This window comes from Dokdonella fugitiva, assembly GCF_004342425.1.
Lineage (GTDB): Bacteria > Pseudomonadota > Gammaproteobacteria > Xanthomonadales > Rhodanobacteraceae > Dokdonella_A > Dokdonella_A fugitiva.
This window is the reverse complement of sequence record NZ_SLWQ01000002.1, coordinates 495,088-520,699: the sequence shown is the minus strand read 5'-3', so window position 1 is coordinate 520,699 and position 25,612 is coordinate 495,088. Positions and strand designations below refer to the sequence as shown.

The 25,612-nt window shown below is 70.0% G+C and carries 23 protein-coding genes; 15 read left to right on the top strand and 8 right to left on the bottom strand.

Features of this window, described 5'->3' with window-relative positions:
- Positions 1 to 19: 19 nt before the first annotated feature.
- The 5 genes from EV148_RS06620 to EV148_RS06600 all read right to left on the bottom strand — a co-directional run bounded on the left by EV148_RS06620 (position 20) and on the right by EV148_RS06600 (position 4,800).
- Entirely contained in the window at positions 20 to 568 is a 549-nt protein-coding gene (locus tag EV148_RS06620) for a response regulator transcription factor (RefSeq protein ID WP_131995302.1), read from the bottom strand.
- Positions 565 to 1,851 (bottom strand): ATP-binding protein, encoded by a 1,287-nt coding sequence (locus tag EV148_RS06615; RefSeq protein ID WP_131995299.1) that lies wholly within the window; start codon positions 1,849 to 1,851, stop codon positions 565 to 567. The genes EV148_RS06620 and EV148_RS06615 overlap by 4 nt, the downstream gene beginning before the upstream one ends.
- A gap of 55 nt (positions 1,852 to 1,906) precedes the next feature.
- Positions 1,907 to 3,289 carry an ATP-binding protein gene (locus tag EV148_RS06610; protein ID WP_131995296.1) on the bottom strand — a complete coding sequence of 461 codons (1,383 nt, stop codon included), beginning with the start codon at positions 3,287 to 3,289 and terminating at the stop codon, positions 1,907 to 1,909.
- Between the two features lie 22 nt (positions 3,290 to 3,311).
- Complete coding sequence (locus tag EV148_RS06605; RefSeq protein WP_131995293.1) at positions 3,312 to 4,013, bottom strand: response regulator transcription factor; 702 nt, start codon at positions 4,011 to 4,013, stop codon at positions 3,312 to 3,314.
- 115 nt (positions 4,014 to 4,128) lie between these two features.
- Entirely contained in the window at positions 4,129 to 4,800 is a 672-nt protein-coding gene (locus EV148_RS06600; protein WP_158287351.1) for a phosphatase PAP2 family protein, read from the bottom strand.
- Positions 4,801 to 4,876: 76 nt separating this feature from the next.
- Between EV148_RS06600 and EV148_RS06595 the strand changes: the two genes are divergently transcribed.
- From EV148_RS06595 to EV148_RS06545, 11 genes are all read left to right on the top strand, one after another.
- On the top strand, positions 4,877 to 5,248 hold the full coding sequence (locus EV148_RS06595; protein WP_131995286.1) for a diacylglycerol kinase: 372 nt from the start codon (positions 4,877 to 4,879) through the stop codon (positions 5,246 to 5,248).
- A gap of 8 nt (positions 5,249 to 5,256) precedes the next feature.
- Entirely contained in the window at positions 5,257 to 6,018 is a 762-nt protein-coding gene (locus tag EV148_RS06590) for a TerC family protein (RefSeq protein ID WP_131995283.1), read from the top strand.
- 353 nt (positions 6,019 to 6,371) lie between these two features.
- The gene (locus EV148_RS06585) at positions 6,372 to 7,013 is read left to right on the top strand and encodes a LemA family protein (protein ID WP_131995280.1); all 642 of its coding nucleotides are present in this window, start codon (positions 6,372 to 6,374) and stop codon (positions 7,011 to 7,013) included.
- 101 nt (positions 7,014 to 7,114) lie between these two features.
- Positions 7,115 to 8,008 carry a TPM domain-containing protein gene (locus EV148_RS06580; RefSeq protein WP_131995277.1) on the top strand — a complete coding sequence of 298 codons (894 nt, stop codon included), beginning with the start codon at positions 7,115 to 7,117 and terminating at the stop codon, positions 8,006 to 8,008.
- 1 nt (position 8,009) lies between these two features.
- Positions 8,010 to 8,492: a TPM domain-containing protein gene (locus EV148_RS06575; RefSeq protein ID WP_131995274.1), complete on the top strand. Its 483-nt coding sequence runs from the start codon at positions 8,010 to 8,012 to the stop codon at positions 8,490 to 8,492.
- A 294-nt stretch (positions 8,493 to 8,786) separates the two neighbouring features.
- Positions 8,787 to 9,842 carry an NAD(P)-dependent alcohol dehydrogenase gene (locus EV148_RS06570; RefSeq protein WP_131995271.1) on the top strand — a complete coding sequence of 352 codons (1,056 nt, stop codon included), beginning with the start codon at positions 8,787 to 8,789 and terminating at the stop codon, positions 9,840 to 9,842.
- A 16-nt stretch (positions 9,843 to 9,858) separates the two neighbouring features.
- The gene (locus EV148_RS06565; RefSeq protein ID WP_131995268.1) at positions 9,859 to 10,842 is read left to right on the top strand and encodes an aldo/keto reductase; all 984 of its coding nucleotides are present in this window, start codon (positions 9,859 to 9,861) and stop codon (positions 10,840 to 10,842) included.
- A gap of 100 nt (positions 10,843 to 10,942) precedes the next feature.
- The gene (locus tag EV148_RS06560) at positions 10,943 to 11,332 is read left to right on the top strand and encodes a hypothetical protein (protein ID WP_131995265.1); all 390 of its coding nucleotides are present in this window, start codon (positions 10,943 to 10,945) and stop codon (positions 11,330 to 11,332) included.
- Positions 11,333 to 11,410: 78 nt separating this feature from the next.
- Positions 11,411 to 11,614 (top strand): KTSC domain-containing protein, encoded by a 204-nt coding sequence (locus EV148_RS06555; protein WP_131995262.1) that lies wholly within the window; start codon positions 11,411 to 11,413, stop codon positions 11,612 to 11,614.
- 4 nt (positions 11,615 to 11,618) lie between these two features.
- Positions 11,619 to 13,046 (top strand): acetamidase/formamidase family protein, encoded by a 1,428-nt coding sequence (locus tag EV148_RS06550; protein ID WP_199222724.1) that lies wholly within the window; start codon positions 11,619 to 11,621, stop codon positions 13,044 to 13,046.
- A gap of 121 nt (positions 13,047 to 13,167) precedes the next feature.
- Positions 13,168 to 15,141: a ferritin-like domain-containing protein gene (locus EV148_RS06545; protein ID WP_158287350.1), complete on the top strand. Its 1,974-nt coding sequence runs from the start codon at positions 13,168 to 13,170 to the stop codon at positions 15,139 to 15,141.
- A 388-nt stretch (positions 15,142 to 15,529) separates the two neighbouring features.
- Here the strand turns inward: EV148_RS06545 and EV148_RS18870 are convergent, their stop codons facing one another.
- A complete protein-coding gene (locus EV148_RS18870) occupies positions 15,530 to 18,340 on the bottom strand; it encodes a PKD domain-containing protein (protein ID WP_241988000.1) in 2,811 nt (936 codons plus the stop codon).
- Between the two features lie 314 nt (positions 18,341 to 18,654).
- On the bottom strand, positions 18,655 to 20,673 hold the full coding sequence (locus EV148_RS06535; RefSeq protein WP_131995251.1) for a thioredoxin domain-containing protein: 2,019 nt from the start codon (positions 20,671 to 20,673) through the stop codon (positions 18,655 to 18,657).
- A gap of 118 nt (positions 20,674 to 20,791) precedes the next feature.
- Here EV148_RS06535 and EV148_RS06530 point away from each other — a divergent pair, with 118 nt between their 5' ends.
- The 4 genes from EV148_RS06530 to EV148_RS06515 all read left to right on the top strand — a co-directional run bounded on the left by EV148_RS06530 (position 20,792) and on the right by EV148_RS06515 (position 24,586).
- Positions 20,792 to 21,265 (top strand): transposase, encoded by a 474-nt coding sequence (locus tag EV148_RS06530; RefSeq protein WP_220485052.1) that lies wholly within the window; start codon positions 20,792 to 20,794, stop codon positions 21,263 to 21,265.
- Positions 21,266 to 21,348: 83 nt separating this feature from the next.
- Positions 21,349 to 22,554, top strand: a complete 1,206-nt coding sequence (locus EV148_RS06525; RefSeq protein ID WP_199222723.1) for a class I SAM-dependent rRNA methyltransferase — start codon at positions 21,349 to 21,351, stop codon at positions 22,552 to 22,554.
- Positions 22,555 to 22,850: 296 nt separating this feature from the next.
- Complete coding sequence (gene lgt, locus EV148_RS06520) at positions 22,851 to 23,759, top strand: prolipoprotein diacylglyceryl transferase (RefSeq protein WP_131995248.1); 909 nt, start codon at positions 22,851 to 22,853, stop codon at positions 23,757 to 23,759.
- Positions 23,760 to 23,791: 32 nt separating this feature from the next.
- The gene (locus tag EV148_RS06515; RefSeq protein WP_131995245.1) at positions 23,792 to 24,586 is read left to right on the top strand and encodes a thymidylate synthase; all 795 of its coding nucleotides are present in this window, start codon (positions 23,792 to 23,794) and stop codon (positions 24,584 to 24,586) included.
- Here EV148_RS06515 and EV148_RS06510 read toward each other — a convergent pair.
- The gene (locus EV148_RS06510) at positions 24,564 to 25,544 is read right to left on the bottom strand and encodes a hypothetical protein (RefSeq protein ID WP_131995242.1); all 981 of its coding nucleotides are present in this window, start codon (positions 25,542 to 25,544) and stop codon (positions 24,564 to 24,566) included. The genes EV148_RS06515 and EV148_RS06510 overlap by 23 nt on opposite strands.
- Between the last annotated feature and the right edge of the window lie 68 nt (positions 25,545 to 25,612).

Genomic DNA, 25,612 nt, shown 5'->3' with positions numbered 1-25,612 from the left:
AGGTCCGCTTCGATCGCCCTCAGTCGTGCGCTTCGCGCACGGGCCGCTTGGCCAGCTTGCGCTGGAGCGTGCGGCGGTGCAGGCCGAGCCTGCGCGCGGCTTCGGAGATGTTGTTGTCGCACTCGGCGAGCACGCGCTGGATGTGCTCCCATTCGAGGCGCTTGAGCGGCGGCGCATGGCCGGGCACCACGCGTTCGACTTCGCTGTTGCCGTCGCCGAGCAGCGCGCCGACGACCTGGTCGGCGTCGACCGGCTTGGCGAGGTAGTCGTGCGCGCCGCGCTTGATCGCCTCGACCGCGGTTGCGATCGAGGCGTAGCCGGTGAGCAGCAGGATGCGCAGGTTCGGCCGCAGCGCGAGCAGGTCCGGGATCAGCGCAAGGCCGTTTTCCGCACCGAGCTTGAGGTCGAGCACCGCATAGTCCGGCGCCTTCTCGCGTGCGAGCGCGAGGGCGCGCGCGCCGTCGTTGGCGATGTCGACCGAGAAGCCGCGCGCGCCGAGCGCGCGGCCGAGCACGGCCGCGAAGACGGCGTCGTCGTCGATGAGCAGGAGCGGGCGCGGATCGTTCATCGGGATGGATTGTCGTTCGCAAGCAGTGGCAGGCGCAATCGCTGGCGCAGGCCGCCGCCCTCGGCCGCATGCGCGGACAGCTCGCCGCCGAGGCGCTCGGCGGTCGCATGGGCGAGGGCGAGGCCGAGGCCGAGGCCGTCGCGCTTGCTGGTGCGGAACGCGACGCCCGCGCCCGGCGCGATGCCGCTGCCGTGGTCGCGCACGGCGAATTCGACCAGCGAGCGCGTCGCCGCGACACGCAGTTCGACCGCGTCGGAGCCGGCCGCGCGCGAGGCATCGGCGGCGTTGCTGAGCAGGTTGATGAGCGCGTGGCTGAGGTCGGGCGGCGCTTCGATGCGGCGCTCGCCGGCATCGCCGTCGAAGTCGATGTCGAGCGCGATCTCCGGCCGCAGCAGGCGGAACTGGTGCTCGCAGCCGTCGACGAAGGCGGCGAGGGTGAGCCGCTCGGGCACGCCGGCCAGGCGCCGGCTGCCGACCTCGACGAGCTGGCGCAGGATGTCGCGGCAACGCTCGGCCTGGCCCGCGAGCAGGGCGAGGTCCGCGGCGAGCGCGGGTTCGCCGGCGCGCTCGCGCTGCAGCTCGGCGAGCAGGGTGCGGATCGTCGACAGCGGCGTGTTGAGTTCGTGCGCGGTGCCCGCCGCCTGCGTCGCGATCGCGAGGATGCCCTCGTCGCGCAAGGTGCGTTCGCGTTCGCGTTGCACCTCGGCCTCGCGTGCGCGCAGCGCGCGCGACAGGCGCGCGATGAAGAACGCGAGCACGGCCGCGGTGACGACGAAGTTCGCGCAGACGGCGATCACGTGCAGGTCGGAGCCTGCGATGCGCACTTCGTGCAGCGAGGGCAGCGGCGCATGCCAGCCGATCAGCAGCACGAAGCAGGTCGAGGCGAGCAGCGCGACCGCCGCGACGTAGCGCAGCGACAGCGCGGCCGCGGCGAGCGCGATCGGCATCACCAGCAGCGAGACGAATGGATTCTCGACGCCGCCCGACCAGTACAGCAGGTAGGACAGCACGAGGATGTCGACCGCGACGTGGCCGAAGGCCTCGGCCAGCGTCACCGGCCACGGTTGCTCGAGCCGCCAGAACGCGAACAGGGCGAACAGGCCGAGTACGCCGATGCCGAACGCGAGCGGCGCGACCGAGATCGGCAGGCGCAGGCCGAGCGCGACCACCGCGACCGTGAGCGCCTGGCCCGCGACCGCGCACAGGCGCAGCCAGGCGAGCGTTTCGGCGAGGCCGCGCGCACGCTGGAAGAAGCCGCGGCGGGTGGCGGTTGAGGTGGTCATCGCGGCATTGTGCCAGCGCGGCGGCCGCGCTGCCGGCGTGAAGGAGGGGGGCGCGTCAGGGCCCGATCGGCAGTTCGATCGTCACCTCGAGCCCGCCGCCGTCGGCGTTCTGCGCGAGGATCGTGCCGCCGTGGCGCTCGATCGCGCGGCGCGCGATCGCGAGGCCGAGGCCGGTGCCGCCGCTCGAACGCGCGCGGGCGGTGTCGGTGCGATAGAACGGTTCGAAGATGCGTGCGAGTTCGCCCGGCGGCACGCCGGGACCGTGGTCGCGCACCTTGACCGACGCCCATGCGCCGACGCGTGCGAGCCGTACGCCGACCGCGCTGCCGTCGGCGGTGTAGGCGAGCGCATTGCGGATCACGTTCTCGAAGGCGCTGTACAGCGCGGGATGCGAGCCGACCAGGGAAAGCCGCGTGCGTTCGAGCAGCACGACCTTGCGCCCGCGCGGCACGCCTTCATAGTCCGCGTTGGTGATCACGTCGTCGAGCAGCGCGTCGAGTTCGACGTGGTCGTCCATCGGCATGATCGCGGTCTCCAGCCGCGACAATTCGAGCGCCTGCGCGAGCATCGCCTCGAGCCGGTCCGATTCGCATTCGATGCGGTCGAGCGAAGCGTTCACCTGCGCGGCATCGCCGCCGCGCGCGAGTTCCAGCGCGACGCGCTGGCGCGCGAGCGGCGAGCGCAGTTCGTGCGAGACGTCGCGCACGAGCCGGCGATGGCTTTCGATGAACGCCTTGATGCGTTCGGCCATCGCGTCGAATTCCGTCGCGAGCGCGTTGATCTCCGTGCTGCGGCCGAAGCGCAGGCGCCCGACGCGCGCATCGAGGTCGCCCTCGGCGAAGCGATGCGCGCTGGCGCGGATGCGCTGCAGCGGCGCCGCGACGTACCACGCGAACAGCAGGCTGAACGCGGCGCTGACCGCCATCGCGACGAAGATGTTCTGCCAGAACCAGGTCGGCCGGCGCGAGGCGAGGCGCGACAGGAAGCTGCCCTCGAGCGCAGCGACCACGGCGTAGACGCCGATCGTGCGCGTGCGCACCGAAAATGCGCGCAGGCGTTCGGCACTCTGGATCGCCCCGTAGGGCGCGGCGCCCGCGGGCAGGTTCGAAAACGCGGCGGCGGCCGCGCGCGCGACGGTTTCGGACGTGGACCGGCCGATCAGCTCGTGACCGTCGGGGCCGAACACGTAGACGCTGACCGGGCCGAAGCCGCTCGCCGCGCGCAGCCATTGCCGCGTCGACTCGATGCCCTCGTGGCGCAGCTCGCGGCCGGTGCGGGCGAGCAGGTCGTCCATCGACGCCTGCAGCCGCGTGATGTCGAGGCCGGGCATCTTCTCGGTTTCGAAATTGCTCGTCGCCACCCACGAGAACACGACGAGCAGGAAGACGGTCGCGATCCACAGCGCGGCGAAGATGCGCCAGAACAATCGCTGCATCATGGTCGTGCCATTCTCGCCGCGTTCAAGCGGCTTCGCCGAGCTGCCGCAGCAGGTAGCCGCTGCGGTGGATCGTCGTGATCGGCGAGCCGCCGTCGGGCGCGTCGCCGAGCTTGCGGCGCAGGTTGGACACGTGCACGTCGATCGAGCGGTCGAACGGCCCGAGCGGACGGCCGAGCACGCTCTGCGAGATGCGTTCCTTGCTGACCACGCGGCCCGCCTCGCGCAGCAGCAGCGCGAGCAGGTCGAATTCGGTCGCCGTGAGCGACAGCGGCCGGCCGTCGACGGTCACGCTGCGCGAGGCGGCGCGCAGCCAGATCGGCCCGTTGTGCAGGTCGGTGAGCGTGTCTCCGCCTTCGCCGCGCACGCGACGCAGCACCGCTCGCAGTCGCGCCGCGAGCTCGCGCGGGTTGCACGGCTTGGGGATGTAGTCGTCGGCGCCGAGCTCGAGGCCGAGGATGCGGTCGATATCCTCGCCGAGCGCGGTCAGCATGAGCACGGGCAGCGCCGATTCGCGGCGCAGCTCGCGCAGCGCGTCGAGGCCGGAGCGGCCCGGCATCATGACGTCGAGCACGAGCGCATCGAATGCCTGCGCACGCGCGGCCGCGAGCGCGGCGTCGGCCGTGTGCGCGATGACGACGTCGAAGCCTTCGCGGGTGAGGAAGTCGCGCAGCAGTTGGGCGAGTTCCTCGTCGTCGTCGGCGATCAGGATGCGGTTGCGGGCCATGCCACAAGCATAGCGCCGGCCCGCGCCGGCGAGCGGCGCAGGTTCACGCCACGACACGCCTTTGCATGGTTTTACGCGCGCTGCGTCGCCGCCTGTCGGGCGGTACGGATTGCCCTCACGCGGCCGCGGCCGGCAGCGCTTCCGCCGCCGCCCCGGCCCGGACCGGCGCCGGCAGCCAGCGGCGCAGCACGCTCGCGACGAGCAGCGCGTACGACGCCGCGATCAGCGCCGAGGCGGAAACGTCGGACAGGAAATGCTTGGCCAGGTCGATGCGCGCGAGGATCGCGAACACCGCCACGGCGACGAGCAGCGCGCGTTGCCATGCGCGCGGGCAGGCGGCCGCGAGCGGCAGCAGCAGGCCGAAATAGAACGCCGAATGACCCGACGGGAACGAGCCGCCGCCCGCATGCCAGACGTGCGACCAGTCGCCGCCGGCGAGGACCTCGTGCGGCCGGAGGCGGCCGAACAGGCCCTTGCCGAAGCTCATCGTGTGCATCGTTGCAAGCTGCACGACGCCGGCGGCGAGCAACGCGCGCGGCCAGCGCGCGTCGTGCCGGACGGCCCAGCCGAGCGCGCCGAGCGCGAGCGCGACGCAACCGGCCAGCCAGAACCAGAGCCGCATGCCGGATAGCGTGTCGAGCGCGCCGAGGCCGACGGCGAAGAAAGCAGCGTCTTCGATCCCGCTCGCGTGCACCCATTCGGCGAGCGGCCGGTCGACGCCGGCAAGGCCCAGCAACATCAGCAATGCCGCGGCGAGCGCGGTCCAGGCAAGCAGGCGGCGGTCCATTCGTCCCCGGGGGCAGGCGCCGGCGAAAGGCCGGCCTATGGCATGATAGCTCGCATCCTGCAGCCTCCGAACGTCCATGCCGAGTAACGAACCGCGCGGCCCGCGCCAGATCGCCCGTGCCTTCAGATGGTCGATGATGGGGTTGCGCGCGGCGTGGCGTCACGAGGCCTCGTTCCGCCTCGAAGGCTACCTGTTCGTGGTCCTGTTTCCGCTCGGCCTGTGGATCGGCCACGGGCCGATCGAGAAGGCACTGCTCACCGGCAGCCTCTTCCTCGTGCTGTCGGCCGAACTGCTCAATTCCGCGGTCGAGGCGATCGTCGACAAGGCGTCCCCCGAATTCCACGAGCTCGCCGGGCGTGCCAAGGACATGGGGTCGGCGGCGGTGCTGCTGATGATGGCCAACGTCGTGCTGTGCTGGGGACTCGTCCTCGCGCCGCGGCTCGGTTGAGCTGACGCGTGGAACTGCTCACCGACCCGCAGGCGTGGATCGCCCTGCTCACGCTCGCGACGCTCGAGATCGTGCTCGGCGTCGACAACCTCGTCTTCATCTCGATCGCGGTGAGCGAACTGCCGCCCGCGCGGCGCCCGGCCGCGCGGCGCATCGGCCTCGCGTTCGCCTGCGTCACGCGCATCCTGCTGCTGCTCTCGCTCGCCCACCTCGCGCGCATGGACGACCGCACCTCGGGACTGTTCCGCCTGTTCGGCCAGGTCATCTCGATCCGCGACCTCGTGCTCATCGGCGGCGGCATCTTCCTCGTCGTCAAGGGCGTGATGGAAACGTGGGAAGCGCTCAACGAGGACGCGGCCGAGCAGCAGGCGTCGCAGGCGTCGGCGAGCTTCGCGCTGGTGATCGCGCAGATCGCCCTCATCGACATCGTGTTCTCGCTCGACTCGGTCATCACCGCGGTCGGCATGGTCAACATGCTGCCGGCGATGGTCGGCGCGATCGTCCTCGCCGTGCTCGTGATGATCACGGTCGCCGACGCGATCGGCAATTTCATCGATCGCAACCCGACCATCAAGATGCTCGCGCTCGCGTTCATCATCCTCGTCGGCGCGGTGCTGCTCTGCGACGGCTTCGGCGTGCACGTGCCGCGCGCCTACCTCTACTTCGCGATGGCCTTCTCGGCCGCGGTCGAGTCGCTCAACCTGCTCGCCCGCCGCCGTCGCCGCCGCCGCGCCGCGGAACGCGCCGCGCAGCGCGCGGATGGCGCCTGAAGGCCGGGCTGAAGCCCAATCCCAAGCCAAGCCAGAGCTTTTGACACGAAGGACACGAAGGACACGAAGGACACGAAGGAAAAGCAAGATCAGGGAAAGCGTCAGAGCTTGAAACACGGAGCACATGGAGCACACGGAGAAAGCAAAGCAAGCAAGGGCTTTACTGTTTGGAGCTTCTCCTCCGTGTGCTCCGTGTTTCAATCTTTGAGCTGCCTTGCTTTCCTTCGTGTTTCAATCTTTTGGTCTTTGGTCTTTGGTCGATGCCGTCCCGGGGCCGGGGCGGTGGGCCACTTGCGCGCGGGGGCGTCCGGCTCCACAGTGTAGGCAGCGTCGTTCACGAGGGAGGACGTCCCATGCGGTACCTGATTCTGGCGTGCGTGCTCGTCGCGTCGAGCCTGCTGTCCGGTTGCGGCTACAACGCGATCCAGTCGAAGGATGAAGCGGTGAAGGCGGCCTGGTCCGAGGTGCTGAACCAGTACCAGCGGCGTGCCGACCTCGTGCCGAACCTCGTCAACACGGTGAAGGGTTACGCCGCGCACGAGGAAGAGGTGTTCACCAAGGTCACCGAGGCGCGCGCGAAGGTCGGGCAGATCAACCTGACCGCCGACGACCTCACCGACGAAAACAAGATGCGGGCGTTCCAGCAGGCGCAGGGCGAGTTGTCGAGCGCGCTGTCACGGCTCATGGTGGTGTCGGAGAACTATCCGCAGCTGAAGGCGGACGGCCTGTTCCAGAACCTGCAGGCGCAGCTCGAGGGTACCGAGAATCGCGTGACGGTCGCGCGCAACCGCTTCATCCAGAGCACGCAGGAATACAACACCTTCGTGCGGCAGTTCCCGCAGAACCTCACCGCGATGATGTTCGGCTACAAGGCGAAGGCGAACTTCACGGTCGAGAACGAAAAGCAGATATCGACCGCACCGACGGTCGATTTCAGCAAGCCCGCGCCGCCGCAACAGCCGCCGGCGCAGCCGCAGCCGGAACCGGCGCACTGAGCGGACAAGCCTCCTGCGGGAGCGGCAGCAGCCGCGATGCCCTTCGTCGATACGAAGCGAACGCAGCACGGCTTCCGCCGCTCCCACGACGGGCCTCCCCGATGCGATCCCTCTGCGCCCCGGCATTCCTCGCCACGCTGCTGGCAGCGTGCGCGAGCGCATTCGCCGCCGATGGTGACGTCAAGCCGATCCCTGCGCTGACCGCGCGCGTGAGCGACTACACCGGCACCCTCGATCCGGCCCAGCGCCAGTCGCTGGAGGACGAACTCGCCGCGCTGGAGAAGGCGAAGGGCGCGCAGGTCGGCGTGCTCATCGTGCCGACGACGCAGCCGGAGGACATCGCGCAATACGGCATCCGCGTCGCCGATGCATGGAAGCTCGGGCGCAAGGGCACCGACGACGGCGTCATCCTCATCGTCGCCAAGGACGACCGGCGCGTGCGCATCGAAGTCGGCCGCGGCCTCGAGGGCGCGATTCCCGACGCGGCCGCCGCGCGCATCATCCGCGAGTACATCGCGCCACGCTTCCGCAACAACGACTACTACGGCGGGGTGCACGATGCGATCGGCGCCTTGACCAAGCTCGTCAACGACGAGCCGCTGCCGCCGCCCCTGACCGAGGAACACGGCAATGAAGGTGACGCCTTCGCCCCGGCCGTCGTCGCGGCGTGGTTCGCCGCGCTGTTCCTGCGCGGCCTGTTCGGCGGCGCGCCGGCCGGCGTGCGCGCACCGATCGTCGGCCTCGGCGCCGGCGGCATCGGCTGGCTCATCAGCGGCCTGCTGCCGCTCGGTCTCGGCCTGGGCGTATTCGGCCTGCTCTTCGGCCTGATCGGCGGCGGTGGTGGCGGCGGTTTTGCCAATCGCGGCGGCTCGGGCGGTTTCGGCGGCGGAGGTGGCGGCTGGGGCAGCGGTGGTGGAGGCTGGAGCAGTGGCGGCGGTGGGTTCAGTGGTGGCGGCGGCGGCTTCAGCGGCGGCGGCGCCTCGGGGAGCTGGTGACATGCGCCTGATCCGTCATCTGTTCGCCTCGGCGAAACGGCACTTCCCGCCCGCGCGGCTCGACGCGATCCAGCACGCGATCGCGGCGAGCGAGCATCGCCATCACGGCGAGATCGTGTTCGCGGTCGAAGGCAGCCTGCCGTTCACCCACGTCGTGCGCGGGCGCAGTGCACGCGATCGCGCGGAAGAGGTGTTCGCGCGCCTGCGCGTGTGGAACACCGAGCGCAATACCGGCGTGCTGATCTACCTGCTGCTCGCCGACCACGCGATCGAAATCGTCGCCGATCGCGGTGTCGCGAAGGAAATCCCCGAGCACGAATGGGTGCCGGTCTGCGCGCTCATGCAGGACTATTTCCGCAAGGCCGACTACGAGCATGGCGCGCTCGAAGGCGTCGCCGCGGTGGGCGAGCTGCTCGCGCGGCATTTCCCCGCCGACGGCGAACGCAATCCCGACGAGTTGCCGGACCGGCCGGTCCTGCTGTAGCGCCGGAGTTCGTTCGCCGCCCATCCATGGCATCGGGTGAGCTCTCGCGGCGCGCGGGGATGCGCGCCGGGCGGGCTGGCGTGCTTCGCGCGCGCATGCGGCATGCGTCGAGCCATCCTCCGTTCGCGTTGGGCGGAGCTCGCGCAGCGAGCGCGGTCGAAACGCCGCGAAGCGCCCGTTCGACTCCGCGCTTCGGCGCTGCGCCCGGCGCGAACGGGCTGGAGCGATGGCATCGATGGAGAAAAGTGCCGCCGGGGATTACCTTGTGCGACCTGGCCCACCACGGAGCATTGCATGAACAACACCAAAGCCTGGGGCGCCCGCGCCGGCGACAAGCCGCTCGAGCCGATGGACATCGCTCGCCGCACGCCGGGCGCGCGTGACGTGCAGATCGAGATCGCGTACTGCGGTGTCTGCCATTCCGACCTGCACACGGTGCGTTCGGAGTGGGGCGGCACGCGCTACCCCTGCGTGCCCGGCCACGAGATCGTCGGCGAGGTCACCGCGGTCGGCGACGCGGTCACCGCGTTCAAGGTCGGCGACACGGTCGGCGTCGGCTGCCTCGTCGGCAGTTGCCAGCGCTGCCCGTCGTGCGCCGAAGGGCTCGAGCAGTACTGCGAGAACGGCTTCGTCGGCACCTACAATGGACCGACCGCGGACCCGCCGGGCCACACGCTCGGTGGCTATTCGCAGCGCATCGTCGTCGACGAGAAGTTCGTGCTGAAGATCCGGCATCCGAAGGAACAGCTCGCCGCGGTCGCGCCGCTGCTCTGCGCCGGCATCACGACCTATTCGCCTCTGCGCCACTGGAAGGTCGGTCCCGGCAGCAAGGTCGGCATCGTCGGCATCGGCGGGCTTGGCCACATGGGCATCAAGATCGCGCACGCGATGGGTGCGCACACGGTCGCCTTCACGACCAGCGAAGGCAAGCGCCAGGATGCGCTCGATCTCGGTGCCGACGCAGTCGTCGTGTCGCGCAATGCCGCGGAGATGCGCGCGCACGCGGGCAGCTTCGACTTCATCCTCGACACGGTCGCGGCGAGCCACGACCTCGACGCCTTCACGCAACTGCTCAAGCGCGACGGCACGCTCTGCCTCGTCGGCGTGCCCGAGCACCCGCACCCGAGCCCGAACGTCGGCGCGATCATCTTCGGCCGCAAGGCGATTGCCGGCTCGCTCATCGGCGGCCTGCCGGAAACGCAGGAAATGCTCGATTTCTGCGCCGAGCGCGGCATCGTTGCCGAGATCGAGATGATCCCGATCCAGAAGATCGACGAGGCTTACGACCGCATGCAGAAGAGCGACGTGAAATACCGCTTCGTCATCGACAGCGCGAGCATCGGTCGCTGAAGCGGGGCAACGACGCATGAAGACGCGCACGCTCGGCCGCGGCGGCCTCGAGGTTTCGGCGATCGGTTTCGGCTGCATGGGCCTCAGCCATGCCTACGGCCCCGCGACCGATCGCGCCGAGGCGATCGCGTTGCTGCGCCACGCGGTCGAACGCGGCGTGACCTTGTTCGACACGGCCGAGGTATACGGCCCGTTCACCAACGAGGACCTCGTCGGCGAAGCACTCGCGCCGCTGCGCGAGCGCGTCGTGATCGCGACGAAGTTCGGTTTCCGCGATGCCGATGCGAACGCCGGGCTCGACAGCCATCCGGCGCATATCCGCGCGGTCGCCGAGGCCTCGCTGCGACGCCTGCGCACCGATCGCATCGACCTGTTCTACCAGCACCGCGTCGATCCCGCGGTGCCGATCGAGGACGTCGCCGGCACGGTCGGCCGGCTCGTCGAGGAAGGCAAGGTGCTGCATTTCGGCTTGTCGGAAGCCGGTGGCGAGACGATCCGCCGCGCGCACGCGGTGCATCCCGTCACGGCGCTGCAGAGCGAATACTCGCTCTGGTGGCGTGAACCGGAGACGAGCGTGATGCCCGTGCTGGAGGAGCTCGGCATCGGCTTCGTGCCGTTCAGTCCGCTCGGTCGCGGCTTCCTCACCGGTGCGATCGACGCGGACACGCCATTCGCGAGCAACGACTTCCGCAACATCCTGCCGCGCTTCTCGGTCGAGGCACGCCGCGCGAACCAGGCACTGGTCGAGCGCATTGCGGCGATCGCCGCAGGCAAGGGCGCAACGAGCGCGCAGATCGCGCTCGCCTGGCTGCTCGCGCGCAAGCCGTGGATCGTGCCGATCCCGGGCACGACGAAACGCCATCGCCTCGACGAGAACATCGCGGCGGCCGCGATCGAACTGTCGTCCGCCGAACTCGACGGCATCGACGCCGCGCTCGCGGACGTCGCCGTCCACGGCGATCGGTATCCACCCGACCGGCAGCGCCAGGTCGGGCGCTGAGGCAACGGAGCAAGCGCCTTCAAGGGATCTCGCGTGCCGCTGCCTCTTGTCGCCCACTCCGTGCTTCAATCTCCGCGCAATCCACCGAAGAGTGCCGCCCATGACCCATCGAACGAGAGCCGGCCGCCGCGCGATCGCGCTCGTGCTGGCGGCCGTCGCTTCCGCGTGCACGCAGCAGGCGCCCGCGCCGCCGCCGCCGGACCCGTACGCGAAGACGGTCCGCCTCGACTACCGCTTCAAGCGAACCGCGCCGGTGCCGAGCCTCGTCACCGATTTCACGGTGACGAACATCGGCACCGCAGCCTTGCGCGCGGTGCGCATCACCTGCTACCAGACCACGTTGTCGGGCGCGCACCTCGGCAGCAGGAGCCTCGTCGTCGCCGGCCCGGTCGAGCCGCAGGCGAGCGCGACCCACGCGGATTTCGACAGCGGCTTCCTGCGGCCGTCGGAAAGCCACGTCACCTGCCGCGTGAGCGGGATCGACACATGACGGTCACGTCCGTCGCGGTTTGACCGCGGCGCGAAGCCGGGCGCACGATGTCCCGGCGCGCCTGAACAGCAACTCCCCATGGACATGATTCCCGTGCAGTCCTCCGCGATCGCCGCCGTCGGCTACGACGCGTCGACGCGCCTCATGAAGATCCGCTTCGTCGAGGGCAATACCTACGATTTCTGCAACGTGCCGCGGGGCGTGTTCGACGGACTGCTGCACGCCGCGTCGAAGGGCAGCTATTACAGCGAGCACATCCGCGACCGCTACCCCTGCCATTGAGCGCATGTCGCGGGCCGGCGGCTACACGCTCGCGCGCACGTTGGAGCCGCAGCGGTGGGACGAGGTGACGCGCGGTGCGACGCTGCATCGCTTTCGCGCATCCGGTGGTGATCCGATCAAGGACATCGCCATGCGCATCGGCGTTCTCCTCTTCCTGTACCTTCCGGCGCTCGCGCTCGCTGCGTCGCCGGCACGCGAGCGCTGGCTCGTCACGACCGACCTCTGGGGCAACCCGAGCTACGCGCTGCTCGAATGGGGGCGCGAAGGCGATGCGCTGAGCGGCACGTTCGACGGCGATCCGCTCGCGGGCGAGCGCCATGGCGACACGATCCGCTTCCACGTGACGGCCGGCGACGGAACGGCGTACGCGTTCGACGGCGAGCGCCGCGGTGACGCGATGCGCGGGATGGCGGACTGGCCCGACAGCAACCATCCGGGCCGCCGCGTGCCGCATGCGTTCGTCGCGCGGCGCATCGCCGAGCGGCCGCCCGGCCCGCCGCGCACGGTCGTGTTCGAGCCGACCACGTTCTCGAACGAGTTCTCGCCGCATCGCGCGCCCGTGCTGACGATCTGGCCAGGCGACAGCGTGCGCACGCGGACGATCGACTCCGGCGGCATCGACGCGCACGACGTCACGCGCGCGCTGTACGGCAATCCGCAGACGGGGCCGTTCTACGTCGACGGCGCCGCACCGGGCGACACGCTCGTCGTGCACGTCGTGCGTCTGCATCCGAACCGCGACTACGCCGACAGCCTCGACGCGATCGTCGGCCGCGCGCTCGGTGCGCGTCTTGCCGGCGACGCGCGCGGCCTCGGCAAGCCGGTGCGCTGGCTGCTCGATCGCGAACGCGGCACGGCACGCCCGCAGGCACCGGGCGAGCGGCTGCGCCATTTCGAAGTGCCGCTGCGGCCGATGCTCGGCGGCCTCGCGGTCGCGCCGCCGTTCGGCTTCGCGCCGGTTTCCACCGGCGATACCGGCCGCTTCGGCGGCAACATGGACTTCAACGAGATCGTCGAAGGCACGACCGTGTACCTGCCGGTGTACCAGCCCGGCGCGCTGCTCTACCTCGGCGATGCGCATGCGCGCCAGGGCGATGGCGAGACGTCGCAGTACGCGCTCGAGACCTCGATGGACGTCGAGTTCCGCATCGACGTCGTGCACGGCAAGGCGCCGTCGTCGCCGCGCGTCGAGTCGGCGACGCAGATCATGGTGCTCGGCCAGGCCGGCTCGCTCGAGGACGCGGTACGCGCGGCGACCAGCGGCCTCGTCGAATGGCTGCACGAGGGCTACGGGCTCGACCTGTCGGAGAGCGCGCAGGTGCTCGGCAGTGCGGTCGAGTACCGCATCGCCAACCTGGCCGGTCGCAACGTCGGCGTCGCCGCGAAGCTCGACAAGGCCTTGCTCGCGCGTATCGGGCGCATCGTCCCTTGAACGCCTCGTGCGCGTGTGCACGCGCGACTGTCGCGGAATGCCGCGGCGGCGTAGAGTCCGCACGCCAGCCCTTCGCGGACGCGCTGCCGTCCGTCCATCGCGCCGACGTGCCGGAGCCCGCATGACCCGCCTCAGTGACCGCGAAACCACGAGTACCCGCGAACAGGTGTTGCACCAGCTCTACGAGGCGGCCGAGCTCGAGCACTGCCTCATGTGCACCTACCTCTACGCCGCGTTCTCGCTCAAGACCGACGAAGGCGACGGCCTTTCGCCCGCGCAGCTCGAGGCGACGCGGCGCTGGCACGACGTGCTGCTGCAGGTCGCGATCGAAGAGATGGGTCATCTCGTCGCGGTGTGGAACATCACCTCGGCGCTCGGCGGCGCGCCACGCATCGGGCGCTTCAACCTGCCGCTCGATCCGGGTGCGTTGCCGGCGAGCGTGGTGGTCAAGCTCGCGCCGTTCGACGAGGACACGCTGCAGCATTTCATCTTCCTCGAGCGGCCCGCCGAATCGGACGAACACGACGGCGAAGGCTTCGCCGCCGAACGCTGGTTCACGCGTGGTGCGCCGGGCAAGCGCATCACGCCGATGGCGATGGACTACGAGACGGTCGGCGCGTTCTACGAGGCGATCGGCCAGGGCCTGCGCGATCTCGCCGACCAATGGGGCGAGGCGACGACGTTCTGCGGCGATCCCGCGCTGCAACTGACCGCGGCGGAAGCGGGGTTGCCGAGCGCCGCCCGCGTGATCTGCTCGAAGACCGCGCTGGCCGCGTTCAACGCGATCGTCACGCAGGGCGAGGGCGCGCCGAGCCATGTCGAGGGCTCGCACTACCAGAAGTTCGCGGCGATCCGCAGCGAGCTCGCCGCCTTGCGCGCACGGGCGCCGGGTTTCCAGCCGGCCTACCCGGCGGCGGTGAACCCCGTCCTGCGCAGCCCGCCGCGTGCGGAAGGGCGCGTGCACATCGAAGAGCCGCTCGCCGTCGCGGTGGTCGACCTCGCGAGCAGTTGCTACGGCCTCATGTTGCGCCTGCTCGCGCATGCGTACGCGGTTCGCTCGGGCGAAGCCGACAAGTCGCTCAGCCTCGATCTCGCGATCGGCCTCATGCATGCACTCGTGCCGCTGGCCGAACTCGCCGCGCGGCTGCCCGCGGCGCCCGGCGCGAGCGTCAACGCGGGCGTGTCGTTCATCGCGTTGCGCGACGCGGCGGCGTTGCCGCCGGGGCCGTCGGCGCGGCGCATGTTCTGCGAGCGGTTCGAGCAGATCGCCGACGCGGCGCAGGCACTCGCGCGGCAGCCGCATGCGCGCGCGCGGGCGGCGCATGCGGTGATCGCGCGGCTTGCCGCGCGCGCGCTCGCGGAGTTCGACCTCGGTGCAACGGCGCCGAAGCCGGCGGATGCCGTCCCTGCGACGCCGGCGAGCGGACCGGCTGCGGCCGCGGCGACGGCACCCGCCGCGCCCGCGATCGAAGTGGTCGAAGCCGACGACGTGACGCTGATGTTCGAAGGCAAGCGCTGCATCCATGCGCGCTTCTGTGTCACCGGCGCGCCCACCGTGTTCCTCGCCAACGTGCAGGGACCGTGGTTGCATCCGGAAACACTCGGCGTCGATCGCCTCATCGAGGTCGCGCACGCCTGCCCGTCGGGCGCGATCCGCTACGCGCGCAAGGACGGCAGGCCCGGCGAGTCCGCGCCGCCGGTCAACCTCGCGCGCGTGCGCGAAGCGGGGCCGTACGCCTTCCACGGCGAACTGCGCATCGACGGCCAGCCTGCCGGTTACCGCGCGACCCTGTGCCGCTGCGGCGCGTCGAAGAATAAGCCGTTCTGCGACGGCAGCCATCACGATGTCGCCTTTGCGGCTACCGGCGAGCCGGCGACGACGAGCGATACCGACATGCTTGCACAGCGCGACGGTCCGCTCACGATCGATCCGCAGCAAGACGGGCCGCTGCGCGTGCGCGGCAACCTCGAGATCGTCAGCGGCACCGGCCGCATGGTGAGCCGCGTGACCGACGTGCGCCTGTGCCGCTGCGGCGGCAGCGCGACCAAGCCGTTCTGCGACGGGACGCACGCGCGTATCGGCTTCAAGAGCTGAGGCCACGCGGCGTCGCAGCGCGGACCCGAACGTCTCCGGCCCGCACGACGTGTTCCCGCTCTCGCGGGAACGGCGCCATGGGGCCATGGAGACATGAAGGACGGAGCGATGGCGTCGCGGAGCATCAAGCCCATGAAGTCGACCCACGCACGACGCTGCAACGCCACGCGCCATGCCCCAGCGGCCACACGTGGTGAGCCGGGAGCAGCGGTGGTCCATCGGGCGGGGAACCCACCGGGCAAGAAAAAAAGAAAGCCGCATCGCTGCGGCTGGGAGTCGAAGTGTCGCTGTGGCCCCAGGCCTTGTTGTCGTTGTGCCCCTTCGTGCATCGCGTGGGGATTGAAGGCGGCCGGGTGGCCGGCCGCCTTCACGCGAAGCGTCGTCGGGTCTAGGGTGTGTACGTCGCCTTGAGCGTGATGCCCGAGGCGGCGGTGTAGCCGTAGATGCGGATGTAGTACGTGTCTGCGACCGGCGAATTGATCGAGCACGACTCGGTGTTGCCGCTCGCCCACGAGCGGCAGGTGTACGTCGACGTGGTCGGCGCGGCGCCGCGCCGCACGTAAAGGTCGCCGTCGCCGCTGCCGCCGCTCGTCGTCACGGTGAGGTTCGTGCGCCCCGACGGCACGACGATCGTGTACGTGGTCGAGTATGCATGCAGGCCCGCCGAGACGCTGGTGACCGGCACGCCGCTGGTGAGCACGGTACCGCCGCCACCACCCGTCGAGTAGCTGCCGGTGAGGCTGAGGCCGGTAAAGCTCGAGTAGGCGCGCACCATCACGTAGTAGGTACCGGCCTGCGGCGACGGGAACGAGCAGGTTTCGCTCGACGAACCCGTGTACGGGCGGCAGTCGTAGCTCGACGTGGTCGGCGCGGAGCCGAAGCGCACGTAGAGGTCGGCGTCGCCATTGCTGCCCGAGGTCGCGAACACGAGGTTGGTCGCGCCGGCCGGCACGGTCATCGTGTAGACGGCCGTGGTGTTGCCGGTCGTCGCCGAGAGGCCGGTCACCGGTACGCCGTTCTGCAGCACGTTGCCGCTGCTGGACACGGTGACCGAGCTCGTCTTCGTGTTGCCCGCGCCGCCGTTGTCGGTGACCGTCAGCGAGACGCTGTAGGTGCCGGCGCTCGCATAGGTGTGGCTCGGGTTGGTCGCCGTCGACGTGCCGCCATCGCCGAAGCTCCACGAACGCGAGGCGATCGTGCCGTCGCTGTCGGTGGAGCTGTCGGTGAAGTTCGCGGTGAGGCCGCTGGTCGTGAAGCTGAAGTTGGCGACCGGCGGCGTGTTGGTCGGCGAGCTGACCGGGACGGACGTCGTCTTCGTGTTGGTCGCGCCGCCGTTGTCGGTCACCGTGAGCGACACGCTGTAGGTGCCCGCGCTCGCATAGGTGTGGCTCGGATTGGTCGCGGTCGACGTGCCGCCGTCGCCGAAGTTCCACGCGCGCGAGGCGATCGTGCCGTCGCTGTCGGTGGAGCTGTCGGTGAAGTTCGCGGTGAGGCCATTGGTCGATACGCCGAAGTTCGCGACCGGCGGCACGTTGCCGCCACCGCCGCCGCAGCCGGCGAACTTGAAGCTGCCGATGCGCGTGCGCCAGTTGAAGCTGCTGTTCGACGCGTAGTACTCCTGGGTGTACCAGAACGTGCAGTCGTCGACCGGATCGACCGTGAGGTCGCTGTAATCGCCCCAGCGGTTGCCCGAACCGGTCTGGCTGCCGCCGCCGTCGAACAGGTGCGTCTCCGTCTGCGTGATCGTGTTCAGCGCGTCGCCCGCGAGGCGTCCCGCGTAGCGGATCTGCGGGTTGATCGAACTGCTCGACGCCGAGTAGGCGAGAGCGAGGTTGCCCTGCCGGTCCATCGCCGCGCTGCCCATCCAGCGCCACGTCGAGTCGGGCTGGTAGGTGCTTTCCTGGTACTTGGTCGGCGTACCCGAGGTCACGTTGCGCAGTTCGAACCAGCGGATGCCGGCGACGTTGTTCGCCTTGACGGTGTAGTTGCCGACCAGCGATTCGTGGTCGCCGAAGTTGCGGTAGGCGAGGCGGAACATCAGGCGGTCGTCGAGGCCGTTGAGGTAGTTCGACGAGCCGCCCTTGGTCGGCACGCATTTCGCGTTGCTGCCGCAGGGCTGGGTGAACGCGGCCGCGGACGGGCTGCCGGCGAGCGTGAACGTCGTATTCGACGGCGTCACGAAGTCGGCGTGGAAGCGGTAGGTCTTGTACGTGTTGGTGTCCGGATACTCGACGAACACGCCCGGCGCGCCGGTCGGCGGCAAGGTCGAGCCGTCGAGGTCGGCCGGCATCAGCGGTGCATTGCCCGAGCCGAGCGAGGTCGTGGTCACGTAGGCGGCGCTGGTCGCGCCCGCGATCATCGCCGCGCGATCGAACGCGAACGGTTGCGGCCGAAGGTATGCGGTACCGGCCGCGTTGAACACGTTCATCGACATGTAGTAGCCGTCCGGCCACACGCCGAGGTGCGGATAGTCGTAGAACTCCGAGCCGAGGTGATAGCCGTAGCGCTTGTAGCTGCCGGTCGCATCGGAACTCGTCGACACCGCGATGCACTCGTCGGTGATCGTGCTGCCGCCGGCGAACTGCGTGATGACCCAGCGGTCGGCGATCTGGTCGTACAGCACGATCGGGTCGCCATGGCCGGACGTCTCGCAGACGCCGCCGAAGCCGGCCCAGATCGACGAGGTCGCGCGCGGGCCGAGCAGCGAGGCGCCAGTGACCTTGTCGAACACCTGGTAGCCCGCGTTCGTCATCTGCACGTATTGCGTGCGGCCGACCTCGCCGTTGGGATCGGGCGGCGCGCAGCCGCAGGAGCCGACGCCCATGCCGTCGAAGCTGATGATCGGCGCGGGCATCGCCGCGGCGGTGAGGTTGCCGATGTTCTGCACGATCGGGTCCTTGCCGTCGATATGGCGACCCGGGATGCGCCAGTTCTCGGCGGCTTCGCGTTCGTCGGACGAGCGCTCGCTGACCGAGCCTTTCCACTCGGGCAGGTAATAAAGCGGCAGCGAGGTGTCGCTCTGGTACGAGGTTCCGTAGACGACCGTCTGGCCGTGGGCGTTGACGACCGCATTCGGCTGCAGCTCGGGTGGAAGCCGCGTATACGAGGACGCCGATGCGACGGACGGCGCGAGGCCGCCCAGCATCACGAGCGTCGCCGCGGCGAGCAGGCCGCGGCGTGGACCGGTTTCGAAGTTCACGATTGATCTCCCCATCAGGAAGCAGGCAACGCCGCGGCACGCCGCGGCACCGTCGCAACTCCCTTGCGCCCCGCGGTCGCGTCCACTTCGTCGCATCGCCCCTCTCTTGGCGGCACGGGAAGCCGTTTCTGCGAAAGATCCGGGCAGGCCCGGAACCGGGTACCGGTCTTGTGTCAGCCTTCGACACGAAGCGATGGGACCATAGCACCATGCGATATCCGTCTCAAAGCGGATACGCCTGAGCCTTGAGGCCTAGTTCACGGTTCGGCACGTTGCGATGCAGCACGGCTGCCCATTGCGGGCGCGCGCGCGGCTCAGGCGAGTCGTGTGAGCAGATCGTCCGGCGTCGTGATCGGTGGCAGGCAGGCGGCGCCGCGGCAGAGGTGGGCGACGCCGCCGGGCGAGTGGACCTGCGCAGCGAGTGCGCCGGACAGGCTCGCGCCGGGCGGAATGCGCCAGCGGTCGATGCCGATCGCGTCGGCGTGCGCGATTGCCGCGACCCAGCGTCGCGCTTCCGCGTCGTCGGCGCGCAGCACGAGGGTCGTGCGCGGCTCGAGCGCGTCGCCGAGCGCGAGCAGCAGGCCGCAGCAGGCATGCGGCGACTCGGCGAGCACGGGCCACGCCGCGCGCAGGCAGCGCTCGGCGGCCTGCAGCCAGCGCGGCTCGCCGAGCAGGTGGCCGATGGTGGACAGCGCGCGCGCGGCGACGCCGTTGCCCGCGGGCAACGACTCGTCGACGAACGGCTTGGGTCGCTGCGGCAACGGCTCCGCGTCGTGCGCGGTGAACCAGAAGCCGCCACGGTCGCGGTCCTCGAAATGCTCGAGCAGCGCTTCGGCGAGCGCGATCGCCCAGGCGAAGTCGCGTTCGCGCCAGCGGACCTGCAGCATCGCGAGCAATGCATCGAGCAGGAAGGCGTGGTCGTCGAGGTAGGCCGGAAAGCGCGCGCGGCCGCCGGCATGGCACGCGTACAGCCGGCCGCCGATCCACGCATTCGCGTGCAGGAAGTCGAGCGCGCGCTCGGCGGCGGCGAGCAGGGGCGCCTGTGCCATGTCGCGCGCCGCGCGGGCGGCGCCGCCGATCGCGAGCGCGTTCCACGCCGTGAGGATCTTGTCGTCGAGTCCCGGCCGCACGCGGCGTTCGCGCGCGGCGAGCAGCTTCGCCTCGGCGCGCGCGCGCCGCGCCGACGCGCAGCCGACGTCGATGCCGAGCGCCGCCGCGACGTCGTCGGGCGATCGCTTGACGACGAGGTGCCAGGCATGGCCTTCGAAATTCGGTGGCTGGTCGAGGCCGTAGAGCGACTCGACCAGCGCGAACTCGCCGGCGTCGAGCACGCCCCGCACCTCGTCGCGCTGCCACACGTAGTAGCGACCCTCGTCGCCCTCCGAATCGGCGTCGTAGGAACTCATGAAGCCACCCGTGGGCGCCTGCAGTTCGCGTTCGAGCCAGCGCGCGCAGGCATCCGCCGCCTGCGCGAAGGCGGGTTCGCCGAACAGGCGCGCCGCGCGTGCGTAGAGCGGCAGCAGCTGCGCGTTGTCGTACAGCATCTTCTCGAAATGCGGGATCTCCCAGCGCTCGTCGACGCAGTAGCGGAAGAAGCCGCCACCGAGGTGGTCGGCGAGGCCGCGTGCAGCCATGCACTCGAGCGTGCGGCGCGCCATCGCGCGTGCCCCGTCGTCCCGCGCCAGCAGCCACTCGATCTCGCTCGCATGCGGGAACTTCGGTCCGCCTGCATGGCCTCCGTTGGCATGGTCGAAGTTCCGCGCGATGCGCGCGAGCGCGTCGTGCAGCGGTGCGGCGTCGAGCGCGCCGGCGTGCGCGGCCTCCTGTCCGTACCCGGCGAGGAAGTGCGCAAGCGCATCGTTCCGTGCACGCAGCTCGTCCGGCCGGTCGTCGTGCCAGGCGCGCACGGCGCGCAGTACCTGCGCGAAGGCGGGCAGGCCGTAGCGCGGCGTGGTCGGGAAGTACGTGCCGGAGAAGAACGGCACGCGATCGTCGGGCGCGAGGAACACGGTCAGTGGCCAACCGCCGCCTCGCTGCGCGAGTGCCTGGTGCGCGAGCTGGTACACCTTGTCGATGTCGGGCCGCTCTTCGCGATCGACCTTGATGTTCACGTAGAGGGCGTTCATGAGCGCCGCGGTCGCTGCATCCTCGAAGCTCTCGTGCGCCATCACGTGGCACCAGTGGCACGCGGCGTAGCCGATCGACAGCAGGATCGGCTTGCGTTCGCGCCGCGCGGTCGCGAGCGCGTCCTCGCACCACGGCCACCAGTCGACCGGATTGTCCGCGTGCTGGCGCAGGTACGGGCTCGTTTCGCAGGCGAGGCGGTTGCTCATGCCGGGAGTCTACGCCGCGAGCCGGACGGGGGCGTGCGCGCGGCGCCGGGCAATTCGTACAGGTGCGCGCACGCGGCGCCGATCGCCGCGCCGCCCGCGTGCTTGCGACGATCACCGCATGGACATCCGGACCTGCATTGAACCCGTGCACGTGCGTCGTCGCTGCGATGCGATCGGCGAGGGCCGCATCTATCGCATCGACTTCGGTACCGCGGGCCAGGCGAGTACGTTCGACGACTGGACGCTCGCCTGTGCGGCTGCGCGCGCATTCGGCGAGCCCCGCGTCTGGCGCACCTCGCGACTGCTTTGCTGGGCCCTGCTCCCGGACCGCTGGCACGGCCTCGTGCGCCTTGGCGGGCTCGATTCGCTGCCGATCCTCGTCGCGCGCCTCAAGGCCGTGGCGGCCGGCTCGGTCAACCTCGCCGCGGCGCGCAGTGGCGCGGTGTGGGCGCGCGGGTACCACGAGCGGGCGCTGCGGCCCGACGAGGACTGTTTCGCGCTCGCGCGCGAGATCGTGCGCCAGCCGGTGCGCGCGGGCTTGTGCCGTCGCGTCGGCGAGTACCCGTTCTGGGATGCCTCGTGGCTCGCGTGACGCCGCGGCATCGCGCCGCGCCGAGTTGTGGCGCCGGCACCGGCGCGCTACCGTGCGGAATTCCGCGTTCCCAAGGTCCCGCCGTGTCCGAGTCGATCGAGTATCCCGCCCTCTACCTCAAGCGCGGAGAGGATGCGCGCCTGCGCGCGGGGCACCTGTGGGTGTTCTCGAACGAGATCGACGTCGCCCGCTCGCCGCTTGGCGCGTTCGCGCCCGGCGACGTCGCCGCGATCGTCGACCATCGCGGCAAGCCGATCGGCATCGGCTACGTCAATCCGAAGTCGCTGATCGCCGCGCGCCTCGTCGTGCGCGGCCTCGCCCATCCGTTCGATCGCTCGCTGATCGTGCATCGTCTCAATATCGCGCTCGCGCTGCGCGAGCAGCTCTACGCGGAGCCGTACTATCGGTTGGCCTACGGCGAAAGCGATGGCCTGCCGGGCCTCGTGCTCGATCGCTTCGGCGACGTCGTCGTCGGCCAGATCACGACGGCCGGGATGGAACGGCAGAAGGAGGCGATCACCGACGCGATCGTCAAGGTGCTCTCGCCGCGCCAGCTCTGGTGGAAGAACGACGCCGGCATCCGCGCGATGGAACAGCTGCCCGAATACGCCGACCTCGGCTACGGCGAGTATGGCGGGGAGGTCGTCGCGAAGGAGGGCGGCCTCGAGTTCGGCGTCGATCCCGTTGGTGGGCAGAAGACCGGCTGGTTCTACGACCAGCGCGAGAACCGCGACGAGCTCGCGCGCTTCGTGACCGGCAAGCGCGTGCTCGACATGTTCAGCTACCTCGGCGGCTGGGGCATCCGCGCCGCGGCCTACGGCGCGCGCGAGGTCGATTGCGTCGACGCGTCCGCCGGCGCGGTCGAGGCGACCCTGCGCAACATCGAGCGCAACGGCCTCGCCAATCGCGTGAACGCGCTGCGTGCCGATGCGTTCGACCATCTCAAGGCGCTGCGCGAGGCGCGCGAGCGCTACGACGTCGTGATCCTCGACCCGCCCGCGTTCATCAAGCGCCGCAAGGATTTCAAGGAAGGCAGCCTCGCCTACCGCCGCCTCAACGAACTCGGCATGCAGGTGCTCGCGCGCGACGGCATCCTCGTCACCTGTTCGTGCTCGCATCACATGCCACGCCAGGCACTGCTCGACGGCGTGCAGCAGGGCGCACGCCATCTCGACCGCCAGGTGCAGATGCTCGTCTCGCTGCAGCAGGGACCCGACCATCCCGTGCACCCGGCGATCCCCGAGACCGACTACCTGAAGGGCTACATCCTGCGCGTGCTGCCTGCGTAGGGCAGTACGCGCGCCGCATCGCCTTTCGCGCGGTCCATCAGCTACGCGAGCATCGCCAGCCATGCGCGAAGTGGCGCCGTGCCGGATCTGGTCGCCCGCAAACGCCGGGAGAAAGAACCGTTTTCGATCATCCCCTGGAATCCCGAGTGGCCGCGGCACCCTACGGGTCTGTCGACCGGCGGTTGCCAAGCCGTGGATCTTCCCGGAAGCGCACCCCAAGGCAACGATTGCGGGGAGTGGGCGGCCGACGCCGAAGCGTGCACAATCCCCGCGATACTCGCCATGCCGCCCCCTTCGTGACCCACTACTTCGTCGACATCGACCCCATCGCCTTCTCGCTAGGCCCGGTGCAGGTGCACTGGTACGGCATCATGTACCTCGTCGGCTTCGGCATCGCCTGGTGGCTCGGCCAGCGCCGCCGCGCCGCGGGACGGCTCGCGGTCACGCACGACGAGTTCTCCGACCTCTGCTTCTACCTCATGCTCGGCGTGATCCTCGGCGGGCGCATCGGCTACATGGTGTTCTACAACACGGCCGAACTCGTCGCGCATCCGCTCAGCCTGATCCGCGTCTGGGAAGGCGGCATGTCGTTCCATGGCGGCCTGCTCGGCGTGCTCGTCGCTGGCTGGCTGTGGACGCGCCGGCGCGCCTTGAACTATTTCGACGTGATCGACTTCGTCGCGCCGCTCGTGCCGATCGGCCTCGGTCTCGGGCGCCTCGGCAACTTCATCGGCGGCGAGCTCTGGGGACGCCACACCGACGTCGCCTGGGGCATGGTCTTCCCGCGCGCGCTCGATGCGCTCGACAAGACGCGCGAGGAACTGCACGCGATGTATCTCGCGGGCCAGCTCGAGCACGAGGCGCGCCATCCCTCGCAGCTGTACGAGTTCGGCCTCGAGGGTGTCGTGCTGTTCACGGTGCTCTGGTTCTACTCGCGCAAGCCGCGCCCGCGCTATGCGGTCTCGGGGCTGTTCGCACTGCTCTACGGCTGCTTCCGCTTCGCGGTCGAGTTCGTGCGCGAGCCGGACGTGCAGCTCGGCTTCCTCGCGTTCGACTGGTTGACCATGGGGCAGATACTGTCGCTGCCGTTGATCGCCGTGGGATTGGTCCTCCTTTGGCGCTCGCGATCGGCGCCGACGGCGAGCCTGTACTCGGTGGCGCTGCCGGACGCTGCTGGCAGTCCCTCGGAAAAGCATCGCGGCTGAAGCCGCTCCCGCCAAAGAGAGCGATTTTCGCAATGCGCCCCTATCTCGACCTGCTCCGCCACGTGCTCGAACACGGCACCGCGAAAGCCGACCGCACCGGCACCGGCACGCGCAGCGTGTTCGGCTGGCAGATGCGTTACGACCTCGCCGACGGATTCCCGCTCGTCACGACGAAGAAGCTGCACCTGAAGTCGATCGTGCACGAGCTGATCTGGTTCCTGCGTGGCGAGACCAACGTGCGTTACCTCAAGGAAAACGGCGTCTCGATCTGGGACGAATGGGCGGATGCGGACGGCGAGCTCGGACCGGTCTATGGCAAGCAGTGGCGCAGCTGGTCCGCGCCGGACGGAAGCACGATCGACCAGATCGCCTGGGTCGTCGACGAGATTCGCCGCAATCCCGATTCGCGCCGCCTCGTCGTCAGCGCGTGGAACGTCGCCGACCTGCCGCGCATGGCGCTGCAGCCGTGCCACACGATGTTCCAGTTCTACGTCGCGGACGGGCGCCTGTCGTGCCAGCTCTACCAGCGTTCGGGCGACATCTTCCTCGGCGTGCCGTTCAACATCGCGAGCTACGCGCTGCTCACGCACATGGTCGCGCAGGTGACCGGCCTGGCGCCGGGCGACTTCGTGCACACGCTCGGCGATGCGCACCTGTATTCCAATCACTTCGACCAGGCGCGCGAGCAGCTCGCGCGCGAGCCGCGGCCGCTGCCGAAACTCGTGCTGAACCCCGACGTGCGTTCGCTCATCGACTTCCGTTACGAGGACGTCGCGATCGTCGACTACACGCCGCACCCGGCGATCAAGGCGCCGGTCGCGGTGTGAGCGTGCAGTCGGCGGTGCAGCGGAACCACGCCGCGCTGCCGGGGTAGTCGATCGTCATCGCGAAGTGGCGCAGCGCATTGCCGCCGAGAGCGCCTTCGACTCTCGCGTCCATCATGCCGGACATGAATTCGTGGAAGGCACGATCCGGACGCCAGGTGAACCAGACCGGGCCGATCGCGTGGCCGGCGATTTCCACGCTCGGCACCTCGATCATCGCCGCATGCGTGCCGTCCTGCGCATCCTCGATCACGCGCCAGTCCGGGTGGGCAGTGCGCCACGCCTTGAACTGCATGTCCGCGATCATGCTCGTCGCGCGCACCGCCGGCTGCGCGTCGGCGAGCGCGGTCATCGCCGCGGGCGTCAGGCGCGTCATCGCGCCGGTATCGAGCAGGAGGTCGATCGGCTTGCCGTCGATGCGTACGCCGATACGCGGGAAGTTCGTCTCGCGCGTGCCGTTGGCGCCCGCCTTGAAACCGAGCGCGACGCGCGTCGCGCCGGGCGCGGGTTTCCAGTCCCTGCCTTCGAGCACGAGACGCTTGGCCGGATAGTCCCAGGTCCAGACGTGCCCGCCGAACCAGCTCTCCCCGAGCATGCCGTCCCAGGCGATCCATGCGGGCGCTTTCGGGTTCGGCGGCATGACCGGCAGGACGCCGTTGCCGGGCGGAGGCGGAATCGAGGCGTCGCGCAACGCGGGCCACCGCACGCCGCGCGCGCCGGGTGGCGCGTCGCCGCCTGCGGGCAGTTCGACCGTCGGCAGACCGAGCCGCTCCACCGCGGCCTCGGTCACGAACAGGCCGCCGCCGCTGTCGGTGTAGAAGTGCAGCGTGCCGCCGTGCGCGAGCGGCGCGTCCAGGTGCACGAGGTCGGCTTCGAAGCGCGCGTGCAGGTCATGTGACGTGGCGTGCGCGCTCGAAGCGGCGAGTGCAAGGATCGGCAGCAGTGACGGCAGGATCGGCATCGAAGTCCTCCGGAAGGCGGCGCCAGTCTCGACGCGATCCGCATGTGCGATGCAGTGTCGGAAGTCAT